General features: G+C 71.8%; 17 protein-coding genes. 9 read left to right on the forward strand and 8 right to left on the reverse strand.

Annotated elements, in window-relative coordinates; translation table 11 throughout:
- Window positions 1–60: 60 nt before the first annotated feature.
- The 6 genes from I6I07_RS12160 (at window position 61) to I6I07_RS12185 (ending at window position 17,274) form a co-directional block, all read left to right on the forward strand.
- Complete coding sequence (locus I6I07_RS12160; protein ID WP_198486828.1) at window positions 61–1,557, forward strand: serine hydrolase domain-containing protein; 1,497 nt, start codon at window positions 61–63, stop codon at window positions 1,555–1,557.
- A 102-nt stretch (window positions 1,558–1,659) separates the two neighbouring features.
- Window positions 1,660–2,334 (forward strand): secretin and TonB N-terminal domain-containing protein, encoded by a 675-nt coding sequence (locus I6I07_RS12165; protein ID WP_198486829.1) that lies wholly within the window; start codon window positions 1,660–1,662, stop codon window positions 2,332–2,334.
- A gap of 36 nt (window positions 2,335–2,370) precedes the next feature.
- Window positions 2,371–2,889: an RNA polymerase sigma factor gene (locus tag I6I07_RS12170; RefSeq protein WP_198486830.1), complete on the forward strand. Its 519-nt coding sequence runs from the start codon at window positions 2,371–2,373 to the stop codon at window positions 2,887–2,889.
- The gene (locus I6I07_RS12175) at window positions 2,886–3,842 is read left to right on the forward strand and encodes a FecR family protein (protein WP_198486831.1); all 957 of its coding nucleotides are present in this window, start codon (window positions 2,886–2,888) and stop codon (window positions 3,840–3,842) included. Before I6I07_RS12170 ends, I6I07_RS12175 begins: the two co-directional genes overlap by 4 nt.
- A 143-nt stretch (window positions 3,843–3,985) precedes the next feature.
- Window positions 3,986–16,699, forward strand: a complete 12,714-nt coding sequence (locus I6I07_RS12180; RefSeq protein ID WP_198486832.1) for a filamentous haemagglutinin family protein — start codon at window positions 3,986–3,988, stop codon at window positions 16,697–16,699.
- A complete protein-coding gene (locus I6I07_RS12185; protein WP_198486833.1) occupies window positions 16,696–17,274 on the forward strand; it encodes an RNA polymerase sigma factor in 579 nt (192 codons plus the stop codon). Before I6I07_RS12180 ends, I6I07_RS12185 begins: the two co-directional genes overlap by 4 nt.
- A 2-nt stretch (window positions 17,275–17,276) precedes the next feature.
- Here the strand turns inward: I6I07_RS12185 and I6I07_RS12190 are convergent, their stop codons facing one another.
- On the reverse strand, window positions 17,277–17,639 hold the full coding sequence (locus I6I07_RS12190) for a hypothetical protein (RefSeq protein ID WP_198486834.1): 363 nt from the start codon (window positions 17,637–17,639) through the stop codon (window positions 17,277–17,279).
- 172 nt (window positions 17,640–17,811) lie between these two features.
- Window positions 17,812–18,717, reverse strand: a complete 906-nt coding sequence (locus I6I07_RS12195) for a LysR family transcriptional regulator (protein ID WP_198486835.1) — start codon at window positions 18,715–18,717, stop codon at window positions 17,812–17,814.
- A 323-nt stretch (window positions 18,718–19,040) separates the two neighbouring features.
- Between I6I07_RS12195 and I6I07_RS12200 the strand changes: the two genes are divergently transcribed.
- The 3 genes from I6I07_RS12200 (at window position 19,041) to dsbG (ending at window position 21,378) form a co-directional block, all read left to right on the forward strand.
- Window positions 19,041–19,982: a DMT family transporter gene (locus tag I6I07_RS12200; protein ID WP_232626062.1), complete on the forward strand. Its 942-nt coding sequence runs from the start codon at window positions 19,041–19,043 to the stop codon at window positions 19,980–19,982.
- Window positions 19,973–20,473, forward strand: a complete 501-nt coding sequence (locus I6I07_RS12205; protein ID WP_232626063.1) for a hypothetical protein — start codon at window positions 19,973–19,975, stop codon at window positions 20,471–20,473. Before I6I07_RS12200 ends, I6I07_RS12205 begins: the two co-directional genes overlap by 10 nt.
- Window positions 20,474–20,604: 131 nt before the next feature.
- A complete protein-coding gene (gene dsbG / locus I6I07_RS12210) occupies window positions 20,605–21,378 on the forward strand; it encodes a thiol:disulfide interchange protein DsbG (RefSeq protein ID WP_198486836.1) in 774 nt (257 codons plus the stop codon).
- Window positions 21,379–21,443: 65 nt separating this feature from the next.
- On the opposite strand, the gene I6I07_RS12215 is transcribed toward dsbG, so the two are convergent.
- The 6 genes from I6I07_RS12215 to arsB all read right to left on the reverse strand — a co-directional run bounded on the left by I6I07_RS12215 (window position 21,444) and on the right by arsB (window position 25,801).
- A complete protein-coding gene (locus I6I07_RS12215) occupies window positions 21,444–22,211 on the reverse strand; it encodes an alpha/beta fold hydrolase (protein WP_198486837.1) in 768 nt (255 codons plus the stop codon).
- A 203-nt stretch (window positions 22,212–22,414) separates the two neighbouring features.
- Window positions 22,415–23,167, reverse strand: a complete 753-nt coding sequence (locus tag I6I07_RS12220; protein ID WP_232626064.1) for an anti-sigma factor family protein — start codon at window positions 23,165–23,167, stop codon at window positions 22,415–22,417.
- A 2-nt stretch (window positions 23,168–23,169) separates the two neighbouring features.
- Window positions 23,170–23,688: a sigma-70 family RNA polymerase sigma factor gene (locus tag I6I07_RS12225; protein ID WP_198486839.1), complete on the reverse strand. Its 519-nt coding sequence runs from the start codon at window positions 23,686–23,688 to the stop codon at window positions 23,170–23,172.
- A gap of 137 nt (window positions 23,689–23,825) precedes the next feature.
- A complete protein-coding gene (locus I6I07_RS12230) occupies window positions 23,826–23,972 on the reverse strand; it encodes a hypothetical protein (protein WP_232626065.1) in 147 nt (48 codons plus the stop codon).
- A gap of 1 nt (window position 23,973) precedes the next feature.
- A complete protein-coding gene (gene arsH / locus I6I07_RS12235; RefSeq protein WP_198486840.1) occupies window positions 23,974–24,693 on the reverse strand; it encodes an arsenical resistance protein ArsH in 720 nt (239 codons plus the stop codon).
- A gap of 28 nt (window positions 24,694–24,721) precedes the next feature.
- Window positions 24,722–25,801, reverse strand: coding sequence for an ACR3 family arsenite efflux transporter (gene arsB / locus I6I07_RS12240; RefSeq protein ID WP_198486841.1), 1,080 nt, complete (start codon window positions 25,799–25,801; stop codon window positions 24,722–24,724).
- Between the last annotated feature and the right edge of the window lies 1 nt (window position 25,802).

Here is a 25,802-nt window from a genome sequence, read left to right on the forward strand (position 1 = left end):
GCGTCCGCCCGCCGCGCCGCTTGCGCCGCCCGGCGCCGGACGTCCACCTCGCCATCGCCCATGTCCGCACCGCTCGACGCCGTCTCTCCCGCCCATGACTCCAAGGCCCGCCACGACGGCCTGTGCCGCAAGACCGCCAGCGCGGCCGGCGTCGATCCCGATGCCGTGATCGGATTCCTCGACGACGTCGAACAGGCCGGCCTGGACCTGCATGGCTTCATGCTGTTCCGCGACGGCGCGGTGGCGGCCGAGGGCTGGCGCTGGCCCTACGCCGCGCAGCGGCCGCGCAATCTGCATTCGGTGGCCAAGAGCTTCACGGCCAGCGCCATCGGCCTGGCGGTGCAGGAAGGATTGCTGCGCCTGGACGCGCCGGTCATCGGCTTCTTCCCTGAATTCGCCGAGGAGGCCCGGCAGCCGGGCCTGGAAGCGATGACCGTCGAGCACCTGCTGACCATGAGCGTCGGCCATGAATCGGAAACCTCGGGCGCGGTCTGGCGCGGCATCAAGACCAGCTGGGTGCGCGAGTTCTTCAAGATCCCGCTGGCGTACGCGCCGGGCGAGCGCTTCGTCTACACCAGCGCCGCCAGCTACATGCTGTCGGCCATCCTGACGCGCCTGACCGGCCAGACCATGCACGACTACCTCAAGCCGCGCCTGTTCGAGCCGCTGGGCATCGCCGGCGAAGCCTGGGACGTGGGGCCGGACGGCGTCAACCCGGGCGGCAACGGCCTGGTGGCGACGACGGCGGACCTGCTCAAGCTGGGCATCCTCCATCTGCAGGACGGCGCCTGGCAGGGCCGCCAGGTGCTGCCGCCGGACTGGGTGCGCGCCGCGACGCGGGCGCAGGGGCCGTCCGCCGGCTATGGCTACCAGTGGTGGGTGTACGACGACGCCACCTATGCCGCCATCGGCAAGTTCGTGCAGATGGTGCGCGTCTATCCCGAACATGGCGCGGTGCTGGCGGTGATCGGCGCGATGAAAGGCAGCTCGCGCCTGGTGCCGCACATGAACGCGCACTTCCCGGCGGCGTTTGGCGTGTCGAGTCCCGACGCCGCCAAGGATGAGCGCCTGGCCGCGCGCCTGGCGGCCTGGCAGCACGAGGAGGCGGCCGCGCCGTGGAAGTCGCCGTTCCAGGCCGCCGGCCTTCCCGCGCAGCCGCCGCGGCGCCTGCGTTTCACGGCCGCCGACAACGCCCAGGGCATCACCGGCATTGAACTGGACCTGTCCGCCGAGGGCTGCCGCTTCACGCTGACGGATGCCGACGGCCGCCACACCATCATGGCCGGCTGGGATCGCTGGGTCGAGGGCGTGACCGACATGCCGGGGCGCGACCTGCACCACGGTTATCACATCCCCGATTGCGTGGTGGTCGCGCGCGCCGCCTGGCTGGACCAGCGCCGCCTGCACATGACGTGGATCCTGCCGGAGACGGCGTTCCGCGACACGGTGCTGTGCGAGATCGACGGCGACACGCTGCGCTATACCCGCACGGTGAACATCAACAGCGGCGCGCTCGGCTACGACACGGTGGTCGCGCGCGCGGATCAACCGGCCTGACCGGGCGTCACGGTTCGGTCACAAACGCCGACTACGATGCAGCAGCTCTGGCGCCTGCCGTCATCGCGGTGAACATCGCGGCTGTGTTCGACTATTCCTGCCATGACTCCCTCCCGACGCGCCCGCGGCGCCTGGTTCGTGACTCGCTGCTTCCTGCTCGCCGCCGCCCTGGGCGTGCACGGGCAGGCCGCGCGCGCGCAGGGCGCTGGCGACCTGCGCTTTTTCGACATTCCCGCTTTGCCGTTGGCCGAGGCGCTGCAACGCTTCACGGCCAGCACCGGTCATTCCGGGTTGTATGACAGCCGCCTGACGAAAGGCCGCCGCTCGAGCAGCGTGGTGGGCAACTACACGGCCGAATCGGCCTTGCGGCTGCTGCTGCGGGATTCCGGCCTGCAGGCCCGCTACGGTTCCCCCGACACCTTCATCATCGCCGCCGAGGCCCCGGCCGCCGCGCCGCAACCGGCGCAGGCCCTGGCGGCGCGCAGGCGCTTCTACGGCAAGCTGCAGGTCGCCATGCGCGCCTTGCTGTGCGGCGACCCGGCCGTGCGCCCGGGGCACTATCGCGCGGCGATCAGCCTGTGGTTCGGCGATGCCGGCCAGGTCCGGCGCGTGCGCCTGCTGGATTCGACCGGGTCGCCGCAGCGCGATGCGCTGCTGGCGCAGCGGCTGGAGCGGCTGCGGCTGGACGAACCGGCGCCGCCGGGCGTGAACCAGCCGGTCACGTTCGTCATCCGGCCGCAAGCCGCCGCCGCCGAGGGAGACTGCCTTGCGTCGTGACGCGGCGGCCACTAGCTGGCCGGGACGGGGGGCGTGATGGACGTCGGCCTGGCCGCCTTGCGCAAATCGCTGGTCACCCACTATGACCGGCTCAAGCGTCGTCTCGCCGCCCGCCTGGGCAACGACGAGCTGGCCAGCGACGCGCTGCAGGACGTCTACCTGAAGCTGGACGCGGTGGCCGCGCCCGACAGCGTGCGCCAGCCCGAGGCCTATCTGTACCGCATGGCGTTCCATATCGCCGTCGACTACGCGCGCTCGGGCGACGAGCGCCTGACGTCCGCCGAGACCGACGAGATTCTCGGCCTGACGCCGGATTCGGCGCCGGGCCCGGCGCAGATCACGGAGGACCGGCAGACGCTGCAGGTCCTGCTGGCGGCGCTGGAGCGCCTGCCGGTGCGCCAGCGCGACATCCTGCTGGCGCACCGGCTGGATGGAACGCCGCAGAAGGATCTGGCGCTGCGGTATGGCATTTCGGTGCGCATGGTGGAGCGCGAATTGCAGAAGGCGCAGGCGTATTGCCGCGCGCGACTGCCATCCCCGAGACAGGAACGATGAACATCAGCCGTTATTTCACCTGCGCCGCCGAGGCGCTGGAGCGCGAGGCCGACACCTGGGTGCGGCGCATCCAGTCCGGCCAGGCCACCCGCCGCGACGCCCTGGCGCTGCGCGAATGGTGCGCGCGCAGCGACGCGCACGCCGCGGCCTTCGAACGGGCGCGCCGCGCCTGGGCCGAACTGGGCGCGGCGGGCCGCGAGTTCCGCGCCGTCCACCCGCGCACGGCGCCGGCCCCGTCCGGACGCCGGCGATTCCTGCGCATGGGCCTGGCGGGCGTGGGCACGGCCACCGCCGCGGTCGCGTTGGCGCCGCTGGGATGGTGGTCGACGCTGGCCGGACTGGGCGCGGACTACAGCACCGGCGTGGGCGAGCAGCGCACCGTCGAGTGGGGCGGGCAGGCCGTGGTCGAACTGGATGCGCACACGCGCATGAATGTCTCGGACGGGCAACGGCGCCTGGCGCTGCTGGAAGGGCAGGCCGCCATCAGTTGCCCGCAGGCGCAACAGGCCCTGACCGTGTCGGCCGGCGCGGGCGAGATGGTGGTGGGTGGGGCGACGGTGGGGCTGCGCCGCATCGGCGACAGCGTCACGGTGACCTGCCTGTCGGGCCAGGTGGCGATCCGCCACCCGCGCGCCGAGCTGGCGCTGCGGGCCGGGCAGCAGGCCAGCTACGACGCCGACGCCGTGATGACGCCGGTGCGCGCCGACCTGGAACAGGCCATGGGCTGGCGCGAGGGCGTGCTGGTGTTCCGCGACATGCCGCTGGCCGACGCGGTGGCCGAGATCAACCGCTATCGGCCGGGCCGCATCCTGGTGCTGGGCGACGCGCTGGCGGCGCGGCGGGTCAGCGGGCGGTTCCAGATCGCGCGGCTGGACCTGGCGATCGACCGCATCAGCGAGGCCTTCGGCGCGCACGTCAGCACGCTGCCCAAGGGCGTGGTGGTCCTGAGCTGACACCTGCATGAGCTGAAACAAAAGCTTCACGAAAAAAACGGTTCGGGTTCGGGATGGGCAAACACGACAGGAAGTAACGCAGGCGCACGCCCCGCTCCCACGCGGAGGGCGCGCCATCCGGTCCCTTACCTGAGTCCGTTTCCATGCCCGGCCATTCCCGCTTCGCTTCCCGCCTTTCTTCCCGCTCCCTCGCCCGTGGCCGCGCGCCGCGCCGCACGCCGCTGGCGTTGGCGCTGGCCTCGCTCGCGTTCGTCGGCGCAGGCGCGCAGGCCCAGCCCGCCGCTTTCAGCAGCGGCTGGTTCGCGGCCAAGAACGCGACGCAGGCCAATACGCTGGCCACCGGCCGCCTGCCCAATGGCCTGCCGGCCACCTCGCTGCCCGGCGGCGACCGCCAGGCGCAGGCCGCGCGCGAGCAGCTGCAGCGCTCGGTCGGCAACCTGGGGCGCAGCGCCGCCTCGATCGCCGCGCAGCAGGCGGCGCAGCGCGCGGCGCGCGATGCCGCGCTGGCCGCTGGCGGCAGCGTGCCGGACGGCCTGGCCGAGGGCGGCCTGAAGGTGGACGCCAATCCGCTGACCGCGGGCTGGCGCAATGCCAAGGCGCCGGTGCAGACCGCCGCCGCCGGCCGTGCCAAGGTCACCATCGAGCAGACCGGCGACAAGGCCATCCTGAACTGGGAGACCTTCAACGTCGGCCAGCGCACCACGGTCGAATTCCGCCAGGAGGCGTCCTGGGCCGTGCTGAACCGCGTCAACGATCCGAAGGCGCGGCCCTCGGTGATCCAGGGGCAGATCCAGGCCAACGGCACGGTGATGATCGTCAACCGCAACGGCGTGGTGTTCGACGGCACCTCGCAGGTGAACGTGCGCAACCTGGTGGCGGCGGCGGCGCGCGTCAGCGACGCGCAGTTCCTGGACAAAGGCCTGTACAGCGCCAATGACAGCACGCCGACCTTCGCCGATGCGCTGGGCAAGGTGGAACTGCGGCCGGGCGCCAGCATCGAGACCAACCGCCCGTCGAGCGTGACGCAGTCGGGCGGCTACGTGCTGCTTCTGGGCCGCGAAGTCGACAATGCCGGCACCATCGCCACGCCGCGCGGCCAGGCCGCGCTGGCCGCGGGCGACAGCTTCGTCATCCGCCGCGGGCAGGGCACCGAGGGCAATGTGGCCTCGACCACGCGCGGCAATGAAGTGCTGCCGTCCGGCGACGGCATCGTGCGCAACCGCGGGCTGGTGCTGGCGCCGCTGGGGGACATCACGCTGGCCGCGCGCCAGGTCGAACAGGCCGGCGTGCTGGCCGCGACCACCTCGGTCGACGCGCGCGGCGCCATCCATCTGAACGCCACCGGCGCCAACGGCGCCGTGACCCTGTCGTCCGCGGCGACCACCGCGATCCTGGTCGACGCCGACGGCGCCACCGCGCTGGACGGCCAGCGCGACAACCTGATGCTGCCCAGCGTCAGCGGCGGGCCGACCCTGGCGCCGACAGATGCCAACCGGCGCGAATTGTCGCTGGTGCAGATCCAGAGCAGCGGCGCCGTGGACTTCCAGTCCGGCTCGCTGACGCTGGCCACAGGCGGCCAGGTGGCGGTCAAGGCGGCCGGGCGCAGCCTGGTGCGCGACGGCGCGCAGATCGACGTCAGCGGGGCCATCGGCGTGGCGGTCGCGATGGAGTCGAACAATATCAAGATCAACCTGCAGGGCAACGAGCAGCGCGACTCGCCGCTCAATCGCGATAGCGGCCTGCTGAACAACAGCGACGTCTGGCTGGATCGCCGCGACCTGATCCGCGTGGCCGCGGGCAATGGCGGCACCGATGCCGACCGCTGGTACAGCGGTGGCGGCCTGCTGGAAGTGGCCGGTTATCTCGGCAACCTGGCGGTGCCGGCCAGCCACTGGCTGGCGCAGGGCGGGCAGGTGCGCTTCGAAGGCGCGGAGGTCGTCACGCAGGCGGGCTCGGCGATCAACCTGTCGGGCGGCACGCTCGACGTGCAGGGCGGCACCTTGCGCCAGACCTGGCTGCGTGGCGAGGACGGGCGCCTGTACGTGGCCGACCGTGCGCCGGCGGACATGCTCTACACCGGCCTGTATCGCGGCTACGAACAACGCTCGGAGCGCTGGGGCGAGCAGGCCACGCGCCGCTTCTACAACCCGCTGCTGGCGCCCGTCACGCGCTACGAGGATGGCTACACGGTGGGCCGCGATGCCGGCGCGCTGGTGGTCTCGACCCGTAGCGCGGTGCTGGAAGGCACGCTGGTTTCCGACACCTACCAGGGCGTGCGCCAGGACCGCGCGCCGCAGGCCGGGCTGGACGGCTACAGCCAGTCGCAACGCGCCGTGGCGCGCCGCGCGCAACTGGTGGTCGGCAACAACCTGCGCTACTACGACAGCGCGACGCGCCAGGTCCATTACCAGCTCGGCGCGACCGCCGATACCGTGGCCGAAGTGCGGTTGGGAACGGGCCAGTCGCGCATCGCCGATAGCATCGACCTGCAGGCCGCGCTGCCGCAGGACCGCGCCGGCAAGCTGTTCCTCGACACCGATCTGCTCAACGGCTTCGGCCTGGGCGGGCTGCGCATCGCCGCCAGCCGCGAGATCGTGGTCGATGGCGCCTTGCGCGGCGCCGATGGCGGCGAGATCACGCTCTATGCGCCGCGCATCGACGTCCGGGCCGACGTCACCAGCCGCGGCGGCCTGATCCAGATCGGCAACGTGCTGCTGCAGCCGGGCACGCCGGGCCGGATCGAGGAGATCGCGCTGGCGCCGGCGGCCAACACGCGCGCCTGGCTGCGCGTCCTGGATGGCGTCACGCTGGATGCGCGCGGCACCTGGGCCAACCTGCTGCGCGACGGCGCCGGTCTCGCGGGCCTGCCGACGCGCGATGGCGGCCGCGTGGCATTGCGCGGCACGGGCGACGTGATCCTGCAGGCGGGCAGCATCGTGGACGTGTCCGCGGGCGCGTCGGTGCTGCCGACCGGCAAGCTGGCGGGCGGCAAGGGTGGCAACGTGACGCTGGCCGCCAATACGATGAGCCAGCTGGGCGGCAGCGGCGGCAACCTGACCCTGGCGGGCGAGGTGCGCGGCTATGGCGTGACGGGCGGCGGCACGCTGGCCGTGGTGAGCGGCGGCCGCATCGTGCTGGGCGGCGCGGCCGTCGCGGACGCGACCGCGCTGCGCCTGGACCCGTCCTTGTTCCGCAGCGGCTTTGGCCGCTATGAGGTCAACGGCCACCAGGGCGTGACGGTCGCCGACGGCGCGGCCATCGACGTGCTGATGCCGGTGCTGCGGCTGGAGATGGGCACGGCGCAGGCGCCGGGCTCGGGCCTGGCGCCCACCGACGTGCTGTCGTTGTGGACGCCGCCGCTGTATGCCGAAGACCCCGTGCGCGGCCGGCTCACGCAACGCGCCGGCGCCGACCTGGCGCTGAGCTCCGATCGCAATGCGGTCGGCGGCGCCATCCTGGTGGGCGAGGGCGCGCGGGTCAGCGTCGACGCGGGCCGTTCACTGTCGTTGAAGGGCGCGGGCCAGATCACCGTGCTGGGCCGGCTGGAGGCGCGCGGCGGGCTGATCTCGCTGCAGGATGCGCGGCTGGTCGAGCAGCCGTATGCGCCGACGGCCAATCCGCGCTCGGTCTGGATCGGCGAGCACGCGGTGCTGGACGCCTCGGGACGCAGCCAGGTCGCGCTGGATGCGCAGGGCCGGCGCTATGGCGTGGTGCAGGCGGGCGGCGCCATCGAGATCGGCGGCCGGCTCGATTGGGAAGGAAGCGGCTATGCCGGATCGCGGCTGATCGATGCACACCTGATCGTGCGGCCGGGCGCCGTGCTGGACGCCTCGGGCGCGCAAGCCGTGCTGGACCTGCCGGGCCGTGGCGCGGTGCGGGTGGGGGGCGACGGCGGCCGTATCGTGCTGGCCTCGGCCAACAGCCTGCATCTGGACGGCACGCTGCGCGCGGCCGCGGGCGCGGCCGGCGCGGCGGGCGGTACGCTGGGCCTGTCGCTCGGCGGCGCCTTCTACCTGCGCGCCGCGTCGCCCGACCTGGCGGTGCAGGCCGAGCGCCTGCTGACGCTGGTGCAGTACCAGGGCGCCAGCGCGCTGGCCGACGGCCTGCTGCCCGGCCAGGCCAGCGCCGCGCTGGCCTATGGCCAGGCGCGCCTGGGCGTGGACCGGATCGCGGCGGGCGGCTTTGACAACCTGGCGCTGTACGCCAGCGTGCGCACCGAGGGCGACCTGGACCTGGCCATGGGCCAGAGCCTGCGCCTGACCGGCACGCTGTCGCCGTATGCCAACGCGCCGGCCGGCAGCGTGGTGCGCCTGAGCGCGCCCTACCTGCGCTTGAATGAAACGGCCTATGCGCCCCTGGGCGGCGGCGACACCTTGCTGCAGATCGCGCCCAGGGAGCTGTGGCGCCTGAAGAATGGCCACCGCCTGGCGCTGGCGGCCGATCTGCTGGACGTGCGCGGCAAGCACGACATGCTGGGCTTCGAAGACGTGCAGGTGGATGTGAACGGCGACCTGCGCCTGCTGGCGATGGCGGACTTCTCCAGCCTGGCCTGGCGCAGCCAGCTGCGCGCGCCGCACCGCCTGACGGTGACCGCGGCGCAGATCTATCCCGGCACGGGCGCGACGGGTCGCCTGGAGGTCGGCACCTACCAGACCAGCTCGCCGTCCGGCAATGTCACGGCCTACGATCCGGACGCGGTCCTGACCCTGCGCCGCACCGCCGGCACGCAGCCGCAGGCGCCGGATTCGGTGTTCGGCAGCATCTCGTTCGCCGGCGCGCGCGTCGAGCAGGGCGGCGTCGTGCGGGCGCCGCTGGGCCGCATCGTGTTCGACAACGACCTGGGGCCGGCCGGCGTGGTGCGCTTCCTGCCGGGCAGCCTGACCTCCATCAGCGCACAGGGTCTGCTCATGCCCTACGGCGGCACGGTCGACGGCGTGAAGTATCTCTACGGCAGCCAGGAAGTGCGGCCGGTCGGCGTGGAAGGCGACATCCTGGGCGGCCTGCGCCGCGAGATCCTGCTGGCCGTCAAGCGCGCCGAGGTGGACGAGGGCGCGGTGCTGGACCTGTCCGGCGGGGGCGAACTGACCGGCGCGGCGTTCGTGCGCGGCCGCGGCGGCTCGGTGGACGTGTTGCGCCATGCGCTGGCCGACGCCAACCCCGGATTCAGCTTCAGCAATCCGGGCAACGCGGTCTATGCGATCGTGCCGGGGTACGGCGCCGGTTATGCGCCGCTGGCGCCGGACGCGGGCGCGGGCGACCCGGCGGTGGGGCGGCGCGTCACCGTCGGCGCCGGCGTGCCCGGCCTGCCCGCCGGCACCTACACCCTGCTGCCTTCCACCTATGCGTTGCTGCCTGGCGCCTTCCGCGTCGAACTGGGCGCACAGGGCTTCGCCGATGCGCCGGCGGCGCGCACGCGCGGCGGCAGCTGGGTCGCCAGCGGCTGGCTGGGCACCAATGGCACCGGCCAGCAGGCGGCGCTCGCCAACCGGCTGCTGATCACGCCGGGCGACGTGGTGCGGCGCCATGCGCAGTACAACGAGACTTCCTACAACCGCTTCGTGGTGGCCGACGCCGCGCGCACCGGCGTGACGCGCGCCGGCCTGACCGTCGACGCCGGCACGCTGCAGCTGGCGCTGAAGGCCGGCGCCGGCATGGACGGCCAGGCCGCCTTGCGCTTTGCCGGCAGCACCCGCTTCGGCGTGCCGTCGGATAGTGGCGGCTACGCCGGCGCCCTGGTGGTGACCGGCCCCGCGGCCGGGCTGGAAATCCTGGCGCCGGGCCAGGCGCCCACGCTGGGGGCGCAGGCCGCGGCGGTGTCGGCCGCCGACCTCAACGCGCTGGCGCCCGCCGCCATGTTCCTGGGCGCGAGCAAGATCAACTCCGCCGGGGGCATGCGCCTGTCGGGGCCGACCGGCACCCTGCTGGTGCGCAGCGGCGTCGAACTGTCGGCGCCGGAGCTGTTCCTGTACACCTCCGGCAGCGGCCGCGGCATCGTGGTGGAATCCGGCGCGACCCTGACCACCCTGGGACGCGGCGCGGTATCGCGCGATGCGCGCGACGGCCTTTACTACGTCACGGACTTCGGCGGCGTCCTGGCGCTGTCCAACGGCCTGGTGAATCTGCTGCCGGTAGGCGACAGCGCGCCGGCGGCCATCGACGTGGGCGCGTGCCTGGCCAATTGCGCCGGCCCGGCGCGTCTGTTGTCCGAAGGGTCGATCAGCGCGGCGACCAACGGCGCCTTCACGCTGCGGGACACGGTGCAGTACGGCACCCGCAACCTGGCGTTGAGCGTTTCGGCCGTCAACCTGGGCAGCGCCGAAGCGCTGGCGCAGGCCGGCGCCGCCGGCAAGCTGCCGCCCGGCATGGGCCTGAACCAGAATGTGCTGGCCAACCTGCTGCGCGGCAACACCGCGCTGGGCGCGCCGGCGCTGGAAAGCCTGATCCTGACCGCGGGCGAGTCGGTCAACGTCTACGGCAGCGTGTCGCTCGACGCGCGAGGCCGGTCGCTGCAACGCCTGGTCCTGGGCGCGCCCGCCATCTACGGTTATGGCGCGGCGGGCGACGTGGCGACCATCGCCGCGAACGAATTCGTCTGGGCCGGGTCGATCCCGGCCGACCGCAGCGGCAACGTGCCGTTGGGCTCGTCGAAACCGCAGGCGCCGGGCGGCGCCATCCTGGACCAGCTGGGACACGGCCGCCTGGACATCGCCGCCGACGTCATCCGGCTGGAAGCGTCGCCGCTGCAGCTGCCGTCGCCGCTGGTGGCGGCCAACCGGTTGGCGCTGGGCTTCTCGGCCGTCACCCTGGACGCCGGGCGCATGATCACCGGCAGCGCCAAGGGCGGCGTCGTGGTCTACCACGAGCAGGACGGCTACACCGCCGCCGACGGCTGGCGCTATCGCGGCGGCGATCTGCTGATCCGCACGCCGCTGCTGACCGGCGAGGCCGGCGCCGAGCTGGCGTTCAAGGCGGGCGGCGCGCTGCGTGTCACGGGCACCGGCGCGGCGCCCGAAGCGCGCAAGGCGCTGGGCGCCAGCCTCAGCCTGGCCGGTGGCAGCGTCGTCGTCGATACCACGGTGGTGCTGCCTTCGGGCAAGCTGGCCATCAAGGCCGACGGCGACATCACGCTGGGCGCCGGCGCGCGCATCGACCTGGCCGGCCGCGAGGTGCAGTTGTTCGATGCCGCCCGCTACAGCTGGGGCGGCGACCTGGAACTGCAGAGCGTGGCGGGCAACATCACGCTGGCGGCCGGATCGGTCGTCGACCTGTCGGCGCGCCACAACCGCGGCGGCCGCCTGCAGGCCATCGCGCTGGGCGCCGGCGCGGGCCGCATCGACCTGGCCGGCGTCGTGCTCGGCTCGGCCTCGGGCCTGTACGACGCGGGCGGCACGCTGGCGCCGTACGACAGCGCCGAAATCGTGCTGCGGGCGCAATCGCTGGCGGATTTCGCCGGCCTGAACACCCGCCTGAACGATGGCGGCGTGACCGGCGCGCGCCGCTTCCAGATCAAGCAGGGCGATCTCTCCGTCGGCGACGAGGTGCGGGCGCGCCATGTGGAGATCGTGCTCGACGGCGGCAGCCTGACGGTCAATGGCCGCATCGACGCCAGCGGCCAGCAGGTCGGCAGCATCCGCCTGGCCGCCAAGCGCGACCTGATCGTCAACGGCCTGCTCGACACCCACGCCACCGGCCTGCGCGTCGACAGCTACGGCCAGGTCATCGACAGCGCCAACCGCGCCATCGTCGACCTGACCGCGCGCGAAGGCACGCTGACCCTGGGCGCCGGCGCGCGCGTGGACCTGCGCGCGGGCACCGAATCGCCGCGCCAGGATGGCGTCGCGCGCGGCACGCTCGACCTGAACGCGCGCCGCCTGGGGGGCGGCGCCGAGCGCGGCGCGATGGCCGGTTCCGGCGACGGCGCCAACGACGTGGCGCTGGTGGTGGCGGGCACGCCATCCATCCTCGGCACCCGGACCGTGGCGGTGAACGCCTTCCGCCGCTACGATGACGCGCCGCTGGCCAGCGCGCCCGACGTCAACGGCAAGCGCCCGCAGGAAATCACGCAGGGCTACCTCGACGGCATCGACCGCGAGAGCCAGGCCTTCATCAATGCCGCGCTGGGCAACGCGGCGCTGGGCGCGCGCCTGGCGGGCCTGGGCGGCTACCGCCTGCGGCCCGGCGTGGAGGTCGTCAGCGCCACCGCCGATGGCGACCTGAGCGTGGTCGGCGACCTGGACCTGTCGAACCATCGCTACGGCCCCAATGCCGACCGCTACACGCCGGCCTTGCGCGGCTACGGCGAGCCGGGCGTGCTGGTGCTGCGCGCCGGCGGCAACCTGAACCTGTACGGCAGCATCAACGACGGCTTCGCGCCGCCGCCCGATTCACCCGACGACGCTTCCGGCTGGAAGCTGGTCGAGGGCCGCCTGCCGACCACGCCGCTCACCCCGGTCACGCCGTTCGGCGAGGACCTGGTGGTGCCGATCGGGGGCATCAATCTGGAAGCCGGCACGCGCTTCCCGGCCGGCCGGGCGTTGAACTACGACCTGTCGGCCAAGGCCGCGACCCTGCCCGCCGGCACGGTGCTGCCGGTCGCCATGACCCTGGATGCGCCGGTGACCCTGCCGGCCGGCCTGGTGCTGACCGGCGACGTGACCGCGGCCGACGGCAGCGTGCTGCGGGCCGGCACGGTGCTGGCCAATGCGCTTGCGTTGCAGGCGGGCGCCAAGCTGGGCGCCGGCTTCGTGCTGCGCTCGCAGGCCGCGATGCGCGCCTTCGTCTGGCCCAAGGGCGTGGCCCTGCCGGTGATGCTGGAGGCCGCGACCCGCGTGACCCTGGCGCAAGGCGCGATCATCCCGAGCCAGACCCGCGTAGTGCTGCTCAACGGCGAACCGGTGAACCTGCGGCCGCAGGGGGCCGACGGCAAGCAGGGGCGCAACTGGGCCCTGGCGCCCATGCTGGGACCGGGCGCGACCGCCTGGGACCTGACGCTGGTGGCGGGCGCCGACCTCGCTTCGGCCGACCTGCGCGCGCGCAACGTGCTGGGCACCGGCGACATCGTGCTGGCCGACGCGCATCACGGCGTCGCGGCGCGCGCCAAGGAAACGATCACGACCGTCTTCATCGGCGACCTGGTCATCACGCGCCAGTTCATCGAGGAATGGGGCGAGTCCGAATCCCTGATCGGCCGGCTGGCCAAGGAAGTCGCCGCGGAAATGGGCTTCGGCGGCGAGGCCGACCTGTGCGGCATGTCGCCGGCCTATTGCGTGCCGGCGCCGCGCCGGGTGTCCGAAGCGGGCTCGGTGCGCTGGCATGGCGACGCCAGCTGGGCCGGCCGCACGGTCGACGAACTGGCCGCGCTGCTGGGCAAGACGGCGGACGAGGTTTGCGTCGACGCCAGCTATTGCGTCGGCGGCAAGGCCGAGACCACCATCACCCGCGAGTACCGCTATGGCTTTGGTTCGCCGGCGTTCAGCGTGCTGCGCACCGGCGCCGGCGACCTGACCCTGCTGGCCGGCCGCGACGTGGCCATGACGTCGATGTATGGCGTCTACACGGCCGGCGCGCCCACTTCGCTGGGCGCGCGCGATGCCGACTACAACCTGGCGCGCGGCCATGACGGCAAGTTCGGCGGCCCGCTGGGCATGATCCTGGACGACCACAAGTACGACGCGGCCATGGCCGCCTACCGCGCCTGGTATCCCGACGGCGGCGGCAACCTGGTGGTGCAGGCCGGCCGTGACATCCACGGCGACGCCTGGGCCAGGGAAACGCTGACCGCGGGCAAGGATGACACGCTGGGCGGCCGGGCCCATTACGCCAGCGCGACGACCGGCAACTGGCTGTGGCGCCAGGGCGTGATCGGCATGCCCGGCGTGGCGGATATCGCGCCGGCCTGGTGGATCAACTTCGGCACCTACGTGTCGGGCGGCAGCGTCTCCGAGCGCGAACCGCGCCTGGTCGGCTTCACCGGCTTCGGCACGCTGGGCGGCGGCAACGTCAGCATCAGCGCCGGCCGCGATGCCGGCGTGCGCGATGCGCGCGGCGACGCGCTGGCGGCGCAGGGCGGCGTCGTGCCGCGCTCGCAAGGTCTGAGCGCCGCGGTGGGCAGCACCGGCCGGCTGGTCGATGGCAAGCTGGTGCTGACCGGAGGCGGCGATCTCGATCTGCGTGTCGGCGGCAGCCTCAACCCCGGCCTGCGGGCCACGCAGATGTCGACGCTGTTCACCAGCGGCACGGGCGGCGGCGACAACCTGGACCTGAACGGCGTGCTGGTCAACCTGCGCGGTCGGCTGGCCCTGGACGCTGGCCAGGTCGGCGGCCTGTCGCCGAAGTTCGGCGATGGCGCCGGCCTGCGGGCGCCCGATCCGTTCGCGCTGGCGGGCGGCGTGCCGCTCGGCGCGCCGCGCCTGGTGCTGGGCGATGCCACCGCCTGGATCGACACCCGGGGCGACCTGGCGCTGGGCGCCGTCAGCGACCCGGGCCGCGTGGCGCCGCTCAACAGCAGTCCGTACCTGAAGGCCGGCGCCACCACGGCGACGCCGGGCGGCGCGGAATCCTGGTTCACGCTCTGGACCCCGGCGACGGCCGTCAACCTGTTCTCGGCCGGGGGCAACCTGTCGCCGATGTCGGCGTCCAACAGCCTCTCGCTGGGCAGCGAAGTGGCGTCGGAAAGCCCCGGCGGGCAGGCCAAGGCCAACTATTACGTCTATCCGTCCATCCTGCGCGCCGTGGCCGCGGGCGGCAATATCGTGCTGGCGCCGGGCGTCGGCAACGCGGCTACCGCCAACACCATCTTGCTGCTGGCGCCGTCGGCCGGCGGCCAGCTCGAACTGCTGTCGGCCGGCTCCATCCTGGCCCAGGGCGGCCATGCGGTGTCGATGTCGGGCGCCGACACGGCCCTGCCGACCCCGATGCGGCCCGCGTTCACGGCCTATTCCCTGGACGGGACCAGCGCGCCGCAGCTCAGCAACCGGGCGGCGGACGGCGGCGCGGTGGCCGAATCCGCGAGCAGCAAGCCGCTGTTCGTGTTCGGCCCGAACACCGCCACCGATCGCAGCCTGCACCCGGACAACGGTCCGGTCGCGAGGTTCTATGCCGTGAATGGCGATATCGTCGGCCTCAGGAGCGGCGGCGTCTCGGCCCTGGTCAATATCGGCAACGAGCCGGAACGCCGCGTGCTGTCCTGGCACGAGGCGGCCTTGCCAGTCTCGGTGCGCGCCGGCCGCGACATCCTGAAGCTGGACGTGACGGCGCTGCACAACGATGCGCGCGACCTGTCGCTGATCCAGGCGGGCCGCGACATCGTCTATGCCAACGCGCAGGTGGCCGGTCCCGGCACCTTGCTGATGCAAGCCGCGCGCCAGGTGCGGCAGGACGACGCGGCCAGCGTGCGCAGCCTGGGCGCCATCGTCCGCGGCGACACCCGGCCGGGCGCCGACATCGCGGTGCTGGCCGGCGTGGGCGCGGCGGGGCCCGACTACGAGGGCTTCCTGGCGCGCTATCTGGATGCCGAGCGGGCCTTGCCGGCGGGGACCGGCCTGGCCGCGCGTCCCGACAAGGTGGCGCAGGCCTACGGCGGCGAGCTGACGCTGGCCGACTGGCTGCGCCAGCGCTTCGGCTACAGCGGCGACGAAGCCGGCGCGTCGGCAGAACTGGCGCGCCAGCAGTCGCTGCGCGACGCCGATCCCGACCGGGCGCGGCGCGACCTGGCCCGCGATTTCGCGCAGGACAGCGGGCTGTACCTGGTGAACTGGCTGCGCACCCGCCACGGCTACGCGGGCGGCGAGGCCGACGCGCGCGCCGCGCTCGCGGCGCTGCCGCCGGCCGAGCGCGGCATCTATGCGCGCCAGCTGTTCTTCGCCGAACTCAAGCTCGGCGGGCGCGAGTACAACGACGACGCCAGCGCGCGCTTTGGCAGCTACCTGCGCGGCCGCCGCGCCATCGCCGCGCTGTTCCCGGCGGTCGATGCCAACGGCGCGCCGATCCGCTATGACGGCGCCTTCACCATGTTTGGCGGCGCCGGGCTGCGCACCAGCTTCGGCGGCAACATCCAGCTGCTCACGCCGGGCGGGCAGCAGGTGCTGGGGGTCGAGGGCGTGGCGCCGCCCGCCAGCGCCGGCATCGTCACCCAGGGGCAGGGCGACATCCAGCTGTATGCGCTGGGCAGCGTGCTGCTGGGCCAGAGCCGCATCATGACCACCTTCGGCGGCCACATCCAGGCGTGGTCGGCCGAGGGCGACATCAACGCCGGCCGCGGCGCCAAGACCACCGTGCTGTACACGCCGCCCAAGCGCGTCTACGACGCCTACGGCAACGTCACGCTGTCGCCCACGGTGCCTTCCAGCGGCGCGGGCATCGGCACGCTGGCGCCGATTCCCGAGGTGCCGGCGGGCGACGTCGACCTGATCGCGCCGCTGGGCACCATCGACGCGGGCGAGGCGGGCATCCGCGTGTCGGGCAACGTCAACGTGGCGGCGCTGCACGTGGTCAACGCGGCCAACATCCAGGTGCAGGGCGACAGCAAGGGCGTGCCGGTGGCGGCGACAGTCAACACCAATGCCCTGTCCAGCGCCAGCGCCGCGGCCTCGTCGGCCTCCAGCGCCGCGCAGGACGTGATGCAGCGCGACCGGGCCGCGGCGCGGCAGTCGATGCCCTCGATCATCTCGGTGCAGATCCTGGGGTATGGCGACGAGCAATTGCCGGCCGGCGCGCGGCCGCCGGGCCCGGCGGCCAACGCCGGGCAGGATCCGCTCTACCGCGCCGACAGCGTGTTCCAGATGGTCGGCGACGGGCCGTTGACGACGGCGCAGCAGGCCGCGCTGACGCCGACCGAACGGCGCAACTGGCAGCCATGACGGCCGCCCTGCTTGACGCGCGCCCGGCCGCGGGCGGGGCGCGCGCCGCCAGCGGGGGCGAGCCGACGGCGCTGCAGCGCTTCATCGCCAGCCACTACGACGACCTGCGCTGCCGCCTGGCGACCTACCTGGGCTGCGAGGACCTGGCGGGCGACAGCCTGCACGACGCGTGGCTGCGCCTGGCTTCCTGCGAAGCGCGCGAGGTGAGCAACCCCGCAGCCTACGTGTTTCGCATGGCTTGCAACCTGGCCATCGACGGCATGCGCCAGGGCTGGCGCGAGATCGGCCAGGAAGGTGACGAGCAGGGCGCCTACGCCGACGAGGCGCCGGGGCCGGCCCAGGTGGCCGAAGCCCGTTCCGAGCTGCTGTCGTGCCTGCGCGCGATGCAGGGCCTGCCGAGCCGGCGCCAGGGAATCCTGCTGGCGCGCAGCGTCGAGGATCTGTCGCCGCGCGAGGTGGCGCTGCGTTATGGCATCAGCGTGGACCGCGTCGGCGGGGAAGTGAAACGCGCCCGCCAGGCGCTGGCCGCGCCGTCCTGGGCGCGCGCCAGCCGCCTGTCCGCGCAGCCTGCGTGAGGTCAGACCGGCCCGGCCGCGCCCTGTTCCTGCTTGGCCAGTTCCTTGATGCGTTCCTGCACCTTTCTGGCGACTTCTTCCTTTTGCGCGGGCGTCATCGCGGCATATTGTTCCTTGGTGATGCCGAGCGACTGCAGGATCTGCGTGAACAGGCGTTCCGCCGGCGACATCGTCAGGTAATCCTGCAATTCCTGCTCGGCGTCGGACGGCCCCTGGGCGGCCAGGCCCAGCTTGTGGCGGCCGGCGTCCGCGTCCTGCGCGTCCTGCAGCGTCGCGGCGAACGATTTGCCGCCGGCGCCGGCGGCCATGGCCGATTTGCCGGCCCAGGCGCCCAGGGCGCTGCCTGTCGATTCGACTTTGTTCACAGCCCATTCTCCGGTGATTGGTTCAGCCGGCATTAGACGGCCGGGGCATCGTCGTCAATGTGCCGAATTTGACGGTGAACCTGGCCCTTACTTGTTGTTTGACCACGCGTTGGCGCGTGCGTCAATACGGTCCTGTCCTTGTCGGTCTGCGGCCTCGGCCGCTTGCGTCGTCTCAGGCGGCGCGCTTGCGGGCCAGCGACTTGGCCAGTTTCCAGAACGCCGCGGCCGCCGGCGAGAGCCGGCCCTCGTTGAGGCAGGCCAGCCCGACCCGGCGCGAGGTCTGCGGCGTCAGCGGCCGGTACACCACGCCGTCATACTTCGCGGGCAAAGCCAGCGCCGCCACCACCGAGATGCCTTCGCCGCGCGCGACGAAGTCGAGAATGGACAGCATCTGCGACAGCTCGTGCGTCACCTTGAGCGTGACGTCGGCGCGGCTGAACATCCTGGCCACCAGGCCCTGCGAACCCGCGTGGGTCAGGATGAAGGGGAACTGCGCCAAGCTCCTGACCTCGATCGTGTCGGCGGCGGCCAGCGCGTGGTTCGCGGGCACCACCGCGACCAGCTCGTCGTGGGCGATGGCCAGGGTGTCGAACCGCGGCTTGGGCAGCGTGACCACGCCGATCTCCAGGCGGCGTTCGATCAGGTCCTGCTCGATGTCGGCGTCGGCCTTCTCGAACACGCGCAGGTCGATGCCGGGATAGCGCTGGCGGAATTGCCGCAGCAGCGGCGGCAGCAACCGCAGCGACGAACTCAGGCCGAACGAGCCGATCTTCAGCACGCCGCTTTTGAGCCCCTCGCTGGCGTTGGCGGTGGCCTGTATCAGCTGCAGGGCCGCGAACAGGTCGCGCACGTGCGGCAGGATCTGCTGCCCGGCGTGGCTCAGTTCGAGCTGCGGCGCATTGCGGTCGATCAGCATCACGCCCAGCGTGGACTCCAACGCGCGCAGCGCGTGGCTGGTGGCCGACGCGGTCATGCCGATCTTGGCGCCGGCGCTGGCGATACCGTCGGCGCAGGCCAGGGATAACAGCAATTCCAGCTGGCGCAGCGTGGGCGCGTTGGGACCGAGAGTGGGAGTCATGTTGAATTCAAATTCAATTGAGATTGAATCATGTGAATTCTAGAATGATTCCTCTCATCCAGGACCGCGCCCATGTTCACTCCCATTGCCTGTTTCCGGGCGTGCGCGTCCATCCGGGCCGGCAGCCCCCCCGCCGGCGTTGCGCCGTCACCCAGCAGCTGGGCGGCGCAAGAACCGGCCAGGATGCGCGAAAGCATCGAGGATGCGCACGCCATCGAACGTGCCCGGGGTCAACGGCCGCATGCCAGCTTGCATGAGCGATGTCGGGGCAGTCTAGAATTCACCCCGCTCATTTTCACTTTAGTTTTCTTCAAGAACCACACATGAAAAACACATTGATGGCCACGCACCTGCGACTGGTCGGCATGGCGGCGCTGTGGGGCGCGTCGTGGTCGTGGGGCAAGGTGGTGGCCCAATCGATGGCGCCGCTGGCGGCGGCCAGCCTGCGCTTTTTGTTCGCCAGCGTGGTCCTGCTGCTGTGGATGCATCGCGCCTCGGCGTTGCGCGACCTGCGCAAACTGAGCGGACGCCAGTGGTTCGGCCTGACCGCCGCCGCCATGGCCGGCGTGTTTGGCTATTCGAGCTTCTTTATGTTGAGCCTGCAGTTGGTGCCAGCCGGCAAGGCCGCCATCGTGGTGACGCTGAATCCCGGCGCCACGCTGCTGCTGGCCGCCATCCTGTTCCGCGAGCACCTGAACCCGGCCATCCTGGCCGGCATGGTGCTGTCGGCCATCGGCGCCTACATCGCCATCAGCGGCGGCTCCAGCGCCGCCCTGCCGGGCACGCTCGGCATCGGTGAACTGCTGCTGCTCGGCTGCGTCGCCTGCTGGGTCGCCTACACCCTGATCGGCCGGCTGGTGCTCAAGGGCGTGGACGCGCTGACCACTACCACGGTCACCACCGTGATCGGCGCGCTGATGCTGCTCCTGACCAGCCTCGGCGTCGAAGGCCAGGCCGCCTGGCAGGCGCTCGGCAATGCGCCGCTCAAGGCCTGGGGCAGCCTGGCCGCCCTGGCCTTCGGCGCCACCGCCATCGCCTACGCCTGGTACTTCGAGGGCGTGAAGGCGCTGGGCGCCGGCGCGGCCTCCGGCTACATCACGCTGGTGCCGGTGTTCGGCGTGCTGTTCTCCAGCCTGTGGCTGAGCGAGGCGACCAGCCCGAGCCTGTTCCTGGGCGCGGCCCTGGCCATTTCGGGCATGACGCTGATGCACCTGGGCCGACGCCGGGCGGAGCGGCGCAGCCTTGGGAGTCGTGCATGCCGATAGATTTCGAGCCGATCGAGCAGGCGTTCATGCAGACCCTGCGCGCGCAGCCCGCGTTCGCGGGCTGGAAGAAGCGGCGCAAGCGTTGCCTGTGGCGGGCGCTGGCCGACGGCGTCGAGCAGGGCGTGGAACTGCTGCGTTACCGCGACTCGTTCGAGAATCGCCAGCTGGTGTCGCTGGGGCTTTACGTGTCGGTCCCGTGCGAGCGTGAATGGCCGGTCTACGTGCCGCCGGACGTGTGGGACAAGGGGCGGCTGTACCGCCGCGCCTGCCTGGCGCCGGGGCAGGGGCTGGTCGGCGAGGCCACGTTGGGCAGCGGCGCGGTGATCGAGCTGTGTTCGCCCGACGACCTGGCGCGCTGGCTGGCGGCCTTGCCGGCCGATATCGAGCGGTATGTCGGCCCCTGGTTCAGCCAGTACGACACGCTGGCCGCCGCGTCGTACGAGTACGAGATTCCACGTTGGCGCCTGCAGCAGGCCGGCCTGCTGCCGTAGCGCCGTCCGCGCCGCGGGGCGGCCTGGCGCCCCTGTACGATGAAATGACAGTGCTGTGGGTATCATTCAACCCTTATGTGCTGGCGGCGGCCGCGCCCGTCGCCCCATTTCAGCAGAAACCAGGAGTTCCCATGATTCGATCTCATGCGCCCAGCCGCTTCCTCTTCGCCGTCGCCGCCTTGCTCGCGGCCGCCGGTAGCCACGCCCAGGGCCCGGACCGGCCCGCCGTGCTGAAGGCGCTGGAGGCGCGCGGGCTGCGCGTCGTGGAAGAGTTCAAGGTCGGCGGCGATCTGCGCGCATTCGCCGGCGTGGCGGGCGACCAGCCCGTGGCGATCTATGTCACCCGCGACGGCAACGCCATCGTCGGCGCCCGCCTGGACGCAGAGGGCAAGCCGCTCGACGACGCCAAGCTGGAAGCGCTGGTCAGCAAGCCGATGGGCGACCAGGCCTGGGCGCAGCTCGAGAAATCGACCTGGGTGCTGGACGGCAAGAAGGATGCGCCGCGCATCATCTACACCTTCAGCGACGCCAACTGCCCCTATTGCCACAAGTTCTGGGAAGCGGCGCGGCCGTGGGTGGATTCCGGCAAGGTGCAGCTGCGGCACGTGCTGGTGGGCGTGATCCGGCAGGACAGCCCGGCCAAGGCTGCGGCCATCCTGGGCGCGGCCGATCCGTCGGCGGCACTGATCGAGAACGAGCACAAGTTCAACAATGGCGGCATCACCCCGGCCAAGAGCGTGCCCGACAACATCGGCAAGATACTCGACGACAACCAGGCCTTGATGGTGTCGCTGGGCTTTCGCGGCACGCCCGGCATCGTCGTGCGCGACGACACCGGGGCGATCAAGAAGTACAACGGCATGCCGCAGGCCGCCAAGCTGGCCGAGGTGTTCGGGCCGCGTTGACGCGGCTCGTCCTGCGTTGTGATCGCCGCGCGGCGGCCCGGCGCAAGGCGGCCGGGCCTGTCGGATCACCCCTTGCGGCCGGCGGCCTGCAGGATCAGGTTGGTGATCTCGTCGGGATGCGACAGCAGCGACAGGTGGCCCGACGCCAGCTCGATGGTGTGGGCGTTCATGCGCTTGGCCAGGAAGCGCTCCAGCTCGGGCGAGGTGGTGCGGTCGTTGGTCGACACCGCGTACCAGGTGGGCTTGTGGCGCCACGCCGCCTCGGTGGTGCGCGAGGCGAACAGCGTGTCCGAGATCCGGCCCTGTTCGGCATACAGCACGCGCGCCTGCACCGGGTCGAGGTCGCCGGCGAAATCATGCAGGAAGGCCTGTTCATTCAATTGCGCGAAGCCGCCGGACTTGACCAGGCCGGCGCTGGCCGGCGGCGTGGGGAACTTGGCGGCCAGCGCGCCGTAGTCCTCGCCGGCGTCGGGCGCGCGCGCCGCCACGTACACCAGCCCGGCCACCTTGGGATCATTGCCGGCCTGGCTGATCACCGTGCCGGCCCACGAATGGCCCACCAGGATCGTCGGGCCGTCCTGCAGCGCCAGGGCGCGTTGCGTGGCGGCGGCATCATCGGCCAGCGAGGTCAGCGGATTCTGCACCGAGGTCACGTGCAGGCCAGCCTTCTGCAGGCGCTCGATCACGGCCGACCAGCTCGAGCCGTCGGCGTAGGCGCCATGTACCAGCACGACGTTGCGGATGGGGGCGGCGTCGGCGGCCGACGCGGTGTGGGCGAGGCCGGTGCCGGCCAGGGCGAGCGCGGCGGCGATGAGGGTGTGCTTGATCTTCATGGGATGTCCTTCGGTTCTCGGTCGGTAAGGGGCATGCAGGCCTGGGGCGCCCGACGCGATGTCGCCAGCGTCTGCCTGTCCGCCGTAAGACGAACGGGCCGCGGGCTTATTCCCGCGAGATGAAAAAAAAGCCGCCCGGTTCGGGGCGGCTGGATCGCGGGCCTTGCGCGGCGGTCTGGGCTGGCTGGCTTGGTCGGGCTGACTCAGGCGTCCGGCGCCACCGCCTGCTGAACCGCGCGCGCGGCTGGCGTATCGCTCGGGCTGACCACGCCGTAGAAGTAGCGCCCCTGTTTCCAGTACTGCGCCGTCAGGTCGCCGTCGCGCCGCTTGCCGTCGCCGAAATTGACCACGCCGCCGGGCGGACGCACGTAGTACAGCACCGATTCGCCCGCCGGGTTCTGGTACAGCACCATCGCCGCCGGCCCGTACTCCGATGACATCAGGCGTCCGCCCACCGGCTGGAAGCCGAAAGCGTTGAAGTCGGGCAAGGGCGCCGGCTGCACGAAGTGCCGGTTCAGCCAGGCCTGCAGCTCGGCGGGCTGGCTGGAACGGAAGTCGACCATCGACGGCGCCGCGTCCGAGGCGAACATGCGGTAGGCCTGCACCGCGTCGGCCATGGGCAGGTAGTTGGCGCGGATGGCGGCGTCGCGGATCTGCCAGCCGCCCACGCTGCCCAGGCCCAGCATCAGCACCAGCGAGGCGGCCAGCGCCATGGCGCGGCGCCGGCGGGCCGCCTGGGCCAGGCGGATCTGCGCCGGGTCCAGCCGCGGCGGCGCCGCGAAACGGCCCAGGTCGGCGTGCTGGCGGCGCAGGCCGTCGGTCTGCTGGCGGATCGCGTCGACCTCGCGGGCGGCGTCGGGGTGGTTGGCCAGGTAGCGCTCGACCTCGCGGCGGCGGTCGGCGTCCAGCTGGCCATCGGCGTAGGCATGCAGTTCTTGATCGCTGGGAGTCGGCATGGTCATTTCATCAATCGCAGGGCAGGCTTGGCGGCCACGTGGCCTTCCGTAATGTCGCGCAGCGCCTTGCGCGCGCGGGACAGCCGGGACATTACCGTACCAATGGGAATATCGAGCACGTCGGCGGCTTCCTGGTAACCCAGGCCTTCCACCGACACCAGCAGCAGCAGGCTCTGCTGGTCGGTGGACAGGCGCGCCAGGTCGCCCAGCGCGGCGCGGGCCATCGCCACGTCCTCGGCCGACGGCGCCACCGGCTCGGGGGCGCCGCTGAAGAAGTCGAGGATGCGGGCATAGCGCTTGCCGCGCCGCTGGCTGTCCAGGAAGCACCGGTACAGGATCGAGAACAGCCAGGCGCGCAGATCGCCGCCAGCATGCCGGCCGCCGGCCCGCGACAGCGCGCGTTCCATGCAGGTCTGCACCAGGTCATCGGCGTTGGCCACGTCATGGGTCAGCGACAGCGCGAAGCGGCGCAGCCGCGGCAGCACCTCGCGCAGATCATCGTCGGTAAAGCCGCCAGTCATGGGGAAACAAGCCTTTCACGGGTCCAGGGTTGCCGTAAGACGACTGACGGTCGGGTTTATTCCCGGCCTTGGCGGGAATATTACATTTGGACGGTCAGGGCGGGAATCCCGGCCCGTTCATCCAGGTTGGGGACGGTTCAATAGCGGCCCTGCGGGAGCGCGTCCGCGAGATACGCCGGCGCATCGGGCCGCGCCGTCAGCATGTGCCGCACCCAGGCATCGCGCTCGTGAGCGGTCACCACCAGCTCCCAGACGCAGGCGAGTGGCGGCAGGGATGCCGTCATTCTATTCGGCCCTTGCGCGCGATTCGTTCCACGTCGACAACGCCCGGGCGCTTCCCTTGCGTTCGCTGTAGCGGTCGGTCAGGTACGGGGCCACGTCGCGCGTGAGCAGCGTGAACTTCATCAGTTCCTCGACCACGTCGACGATGCGGTCGTAGTAGGGCGACGGCTTCATGCGGCCGGCGTCGTCGAACTCCTGGTGCGCCTTGGCCACCGACGACTGGTTGGGAATGGTCAGCATGCGCATCCAGCGTCCCAGGATCCGCATCTGGTTGACGGCGTTGAAGGACTGCGAGCCGCCGGATACCTGCATGACGGCCAGCGTCTTGCCCTGCGTCGGGCGCACCGCGCCCACCGACAGCGGAATCCAGTCGATCTGCGTCTTCATCAGTCCGGCCATGGCGCCGTGGCGTTCCGGCGAACTCCACACCATGCCCTCGGCCCACTGCACCAGCGCCTGCAGCTCGCGGACCTTCGCATGGTCGGCGCTGCCGGGGGCGTCGACCAGCGGCAGGCCGGTCGGATCGAAAAGCCGCGTCTCGCCGCCCAGGGCTTGCAGCAGGCGCGCGGCCTCCTCGGCGGCCAGCCGGCTGTAGGAGCGTTCGCGCAGCGAGCCATACAACAGCAGGAAGCGCGGCGCATGGCGCGCGCGGACGGGGTCGAACAGCGCGGCGGCGTCCGGCCGCGCGAACCGGGCGGCATCGAGGTTGGGCAGGTCGGTCAAGCAATGTCTCCGAGTGAAGGGGGCGGGGTCAATGGCGCGCCAGGCCGGCGTCGTACCAGCCCTTGCTGCGGTTGACGACCCGCACCACCAGCAGCATTACCGGCACTTCGATCAGCACGCCCACCACCGTGGCCAGCGCTGCGCCCGACTGGAAGCCGAACAGGCTGATGGCCGCGGCCACGGCCAGTTCGAAGAAATTGGAGGCGCCGATCAGGGCCGACGGGCAGGCGATGCTATGGCGCTCGCCGACCTTGCGGTTGAGCCAGTACGCGAGCCCCGAGTTGAACAGCACCTGGATCAGGATCGGCACCGCCAGCATGGCGATCACCAGCGGTTGGCCGAGGATCGCCTGGCCCTGGAAGGCGAACAGCAGCACCAGCGTCAGCAGCAGCGCCGCCATGGAGAACGGGCCGATCCGCGCCAGCGCGGCATCGAAGACGGCCTCCCCGCGGCGCAGCAGCGCGCGGCGCCACAGTTGCGCCAGGATCACGGGAATCACGATGTACAGCCCCACCGAGACCAGCAGCGTGTCCCACGGCACGGTGATGGACGACAGACCCAGCAGCAGGCCCACCACGGGGGCGAAGGCGAACACCATGATGGCGTCGTTGAGCGCCACCTGCGACAGCGTGAACAGGGCGTCGCCGCCGGTGAGCCGGCTCCAGACGAACACCATCGCGGTGCAGGGCGCCGCGGCCAGCAGGATCAGGCCGGCGATGTAGCTGTCCAGCTGCTCGGCCGGCAGCCAGGGCGCGAACAGCTGGCGGATGAACAGCCAGCCCAGGAAGGCCATCGAGAACGGCTTGACCGCCCAGTTGATGAACAGCGTCACGCCGATGCCGCGCCAATGGCGGCCGACCTGGCCCATCGCCGCGAAGTCGACCTTCAACAGCATGGGGATGATCATCACCCAGATCAGCAGGCCCACCGGCAGGTTGACCCGCGCGAACGCGAGCCGTCCGATGGCCTGGAACGGCGCGGGCAGCAGCTGGCCCAGCGTGATGCCCAGCACGATGCAGAGCAGGACCCACAGCGTGAGATAGCGTTCGAACAGGCTCAACCCGGGCGCGCGCCGCGAGGCGGGCGCCGACTGCGTTTGCGACGTCATG

It is taken from the genome of Achromobacter deleyi, from assembly GCF_016127315.1.
GTDB classification, from domain to species: Bacteria; Pseudomonadota; Gammaproteobacteria; order Burkholderiales; family Burkholderiaceae_B; genus Achromobacter; species Achromobacter insuavis_A.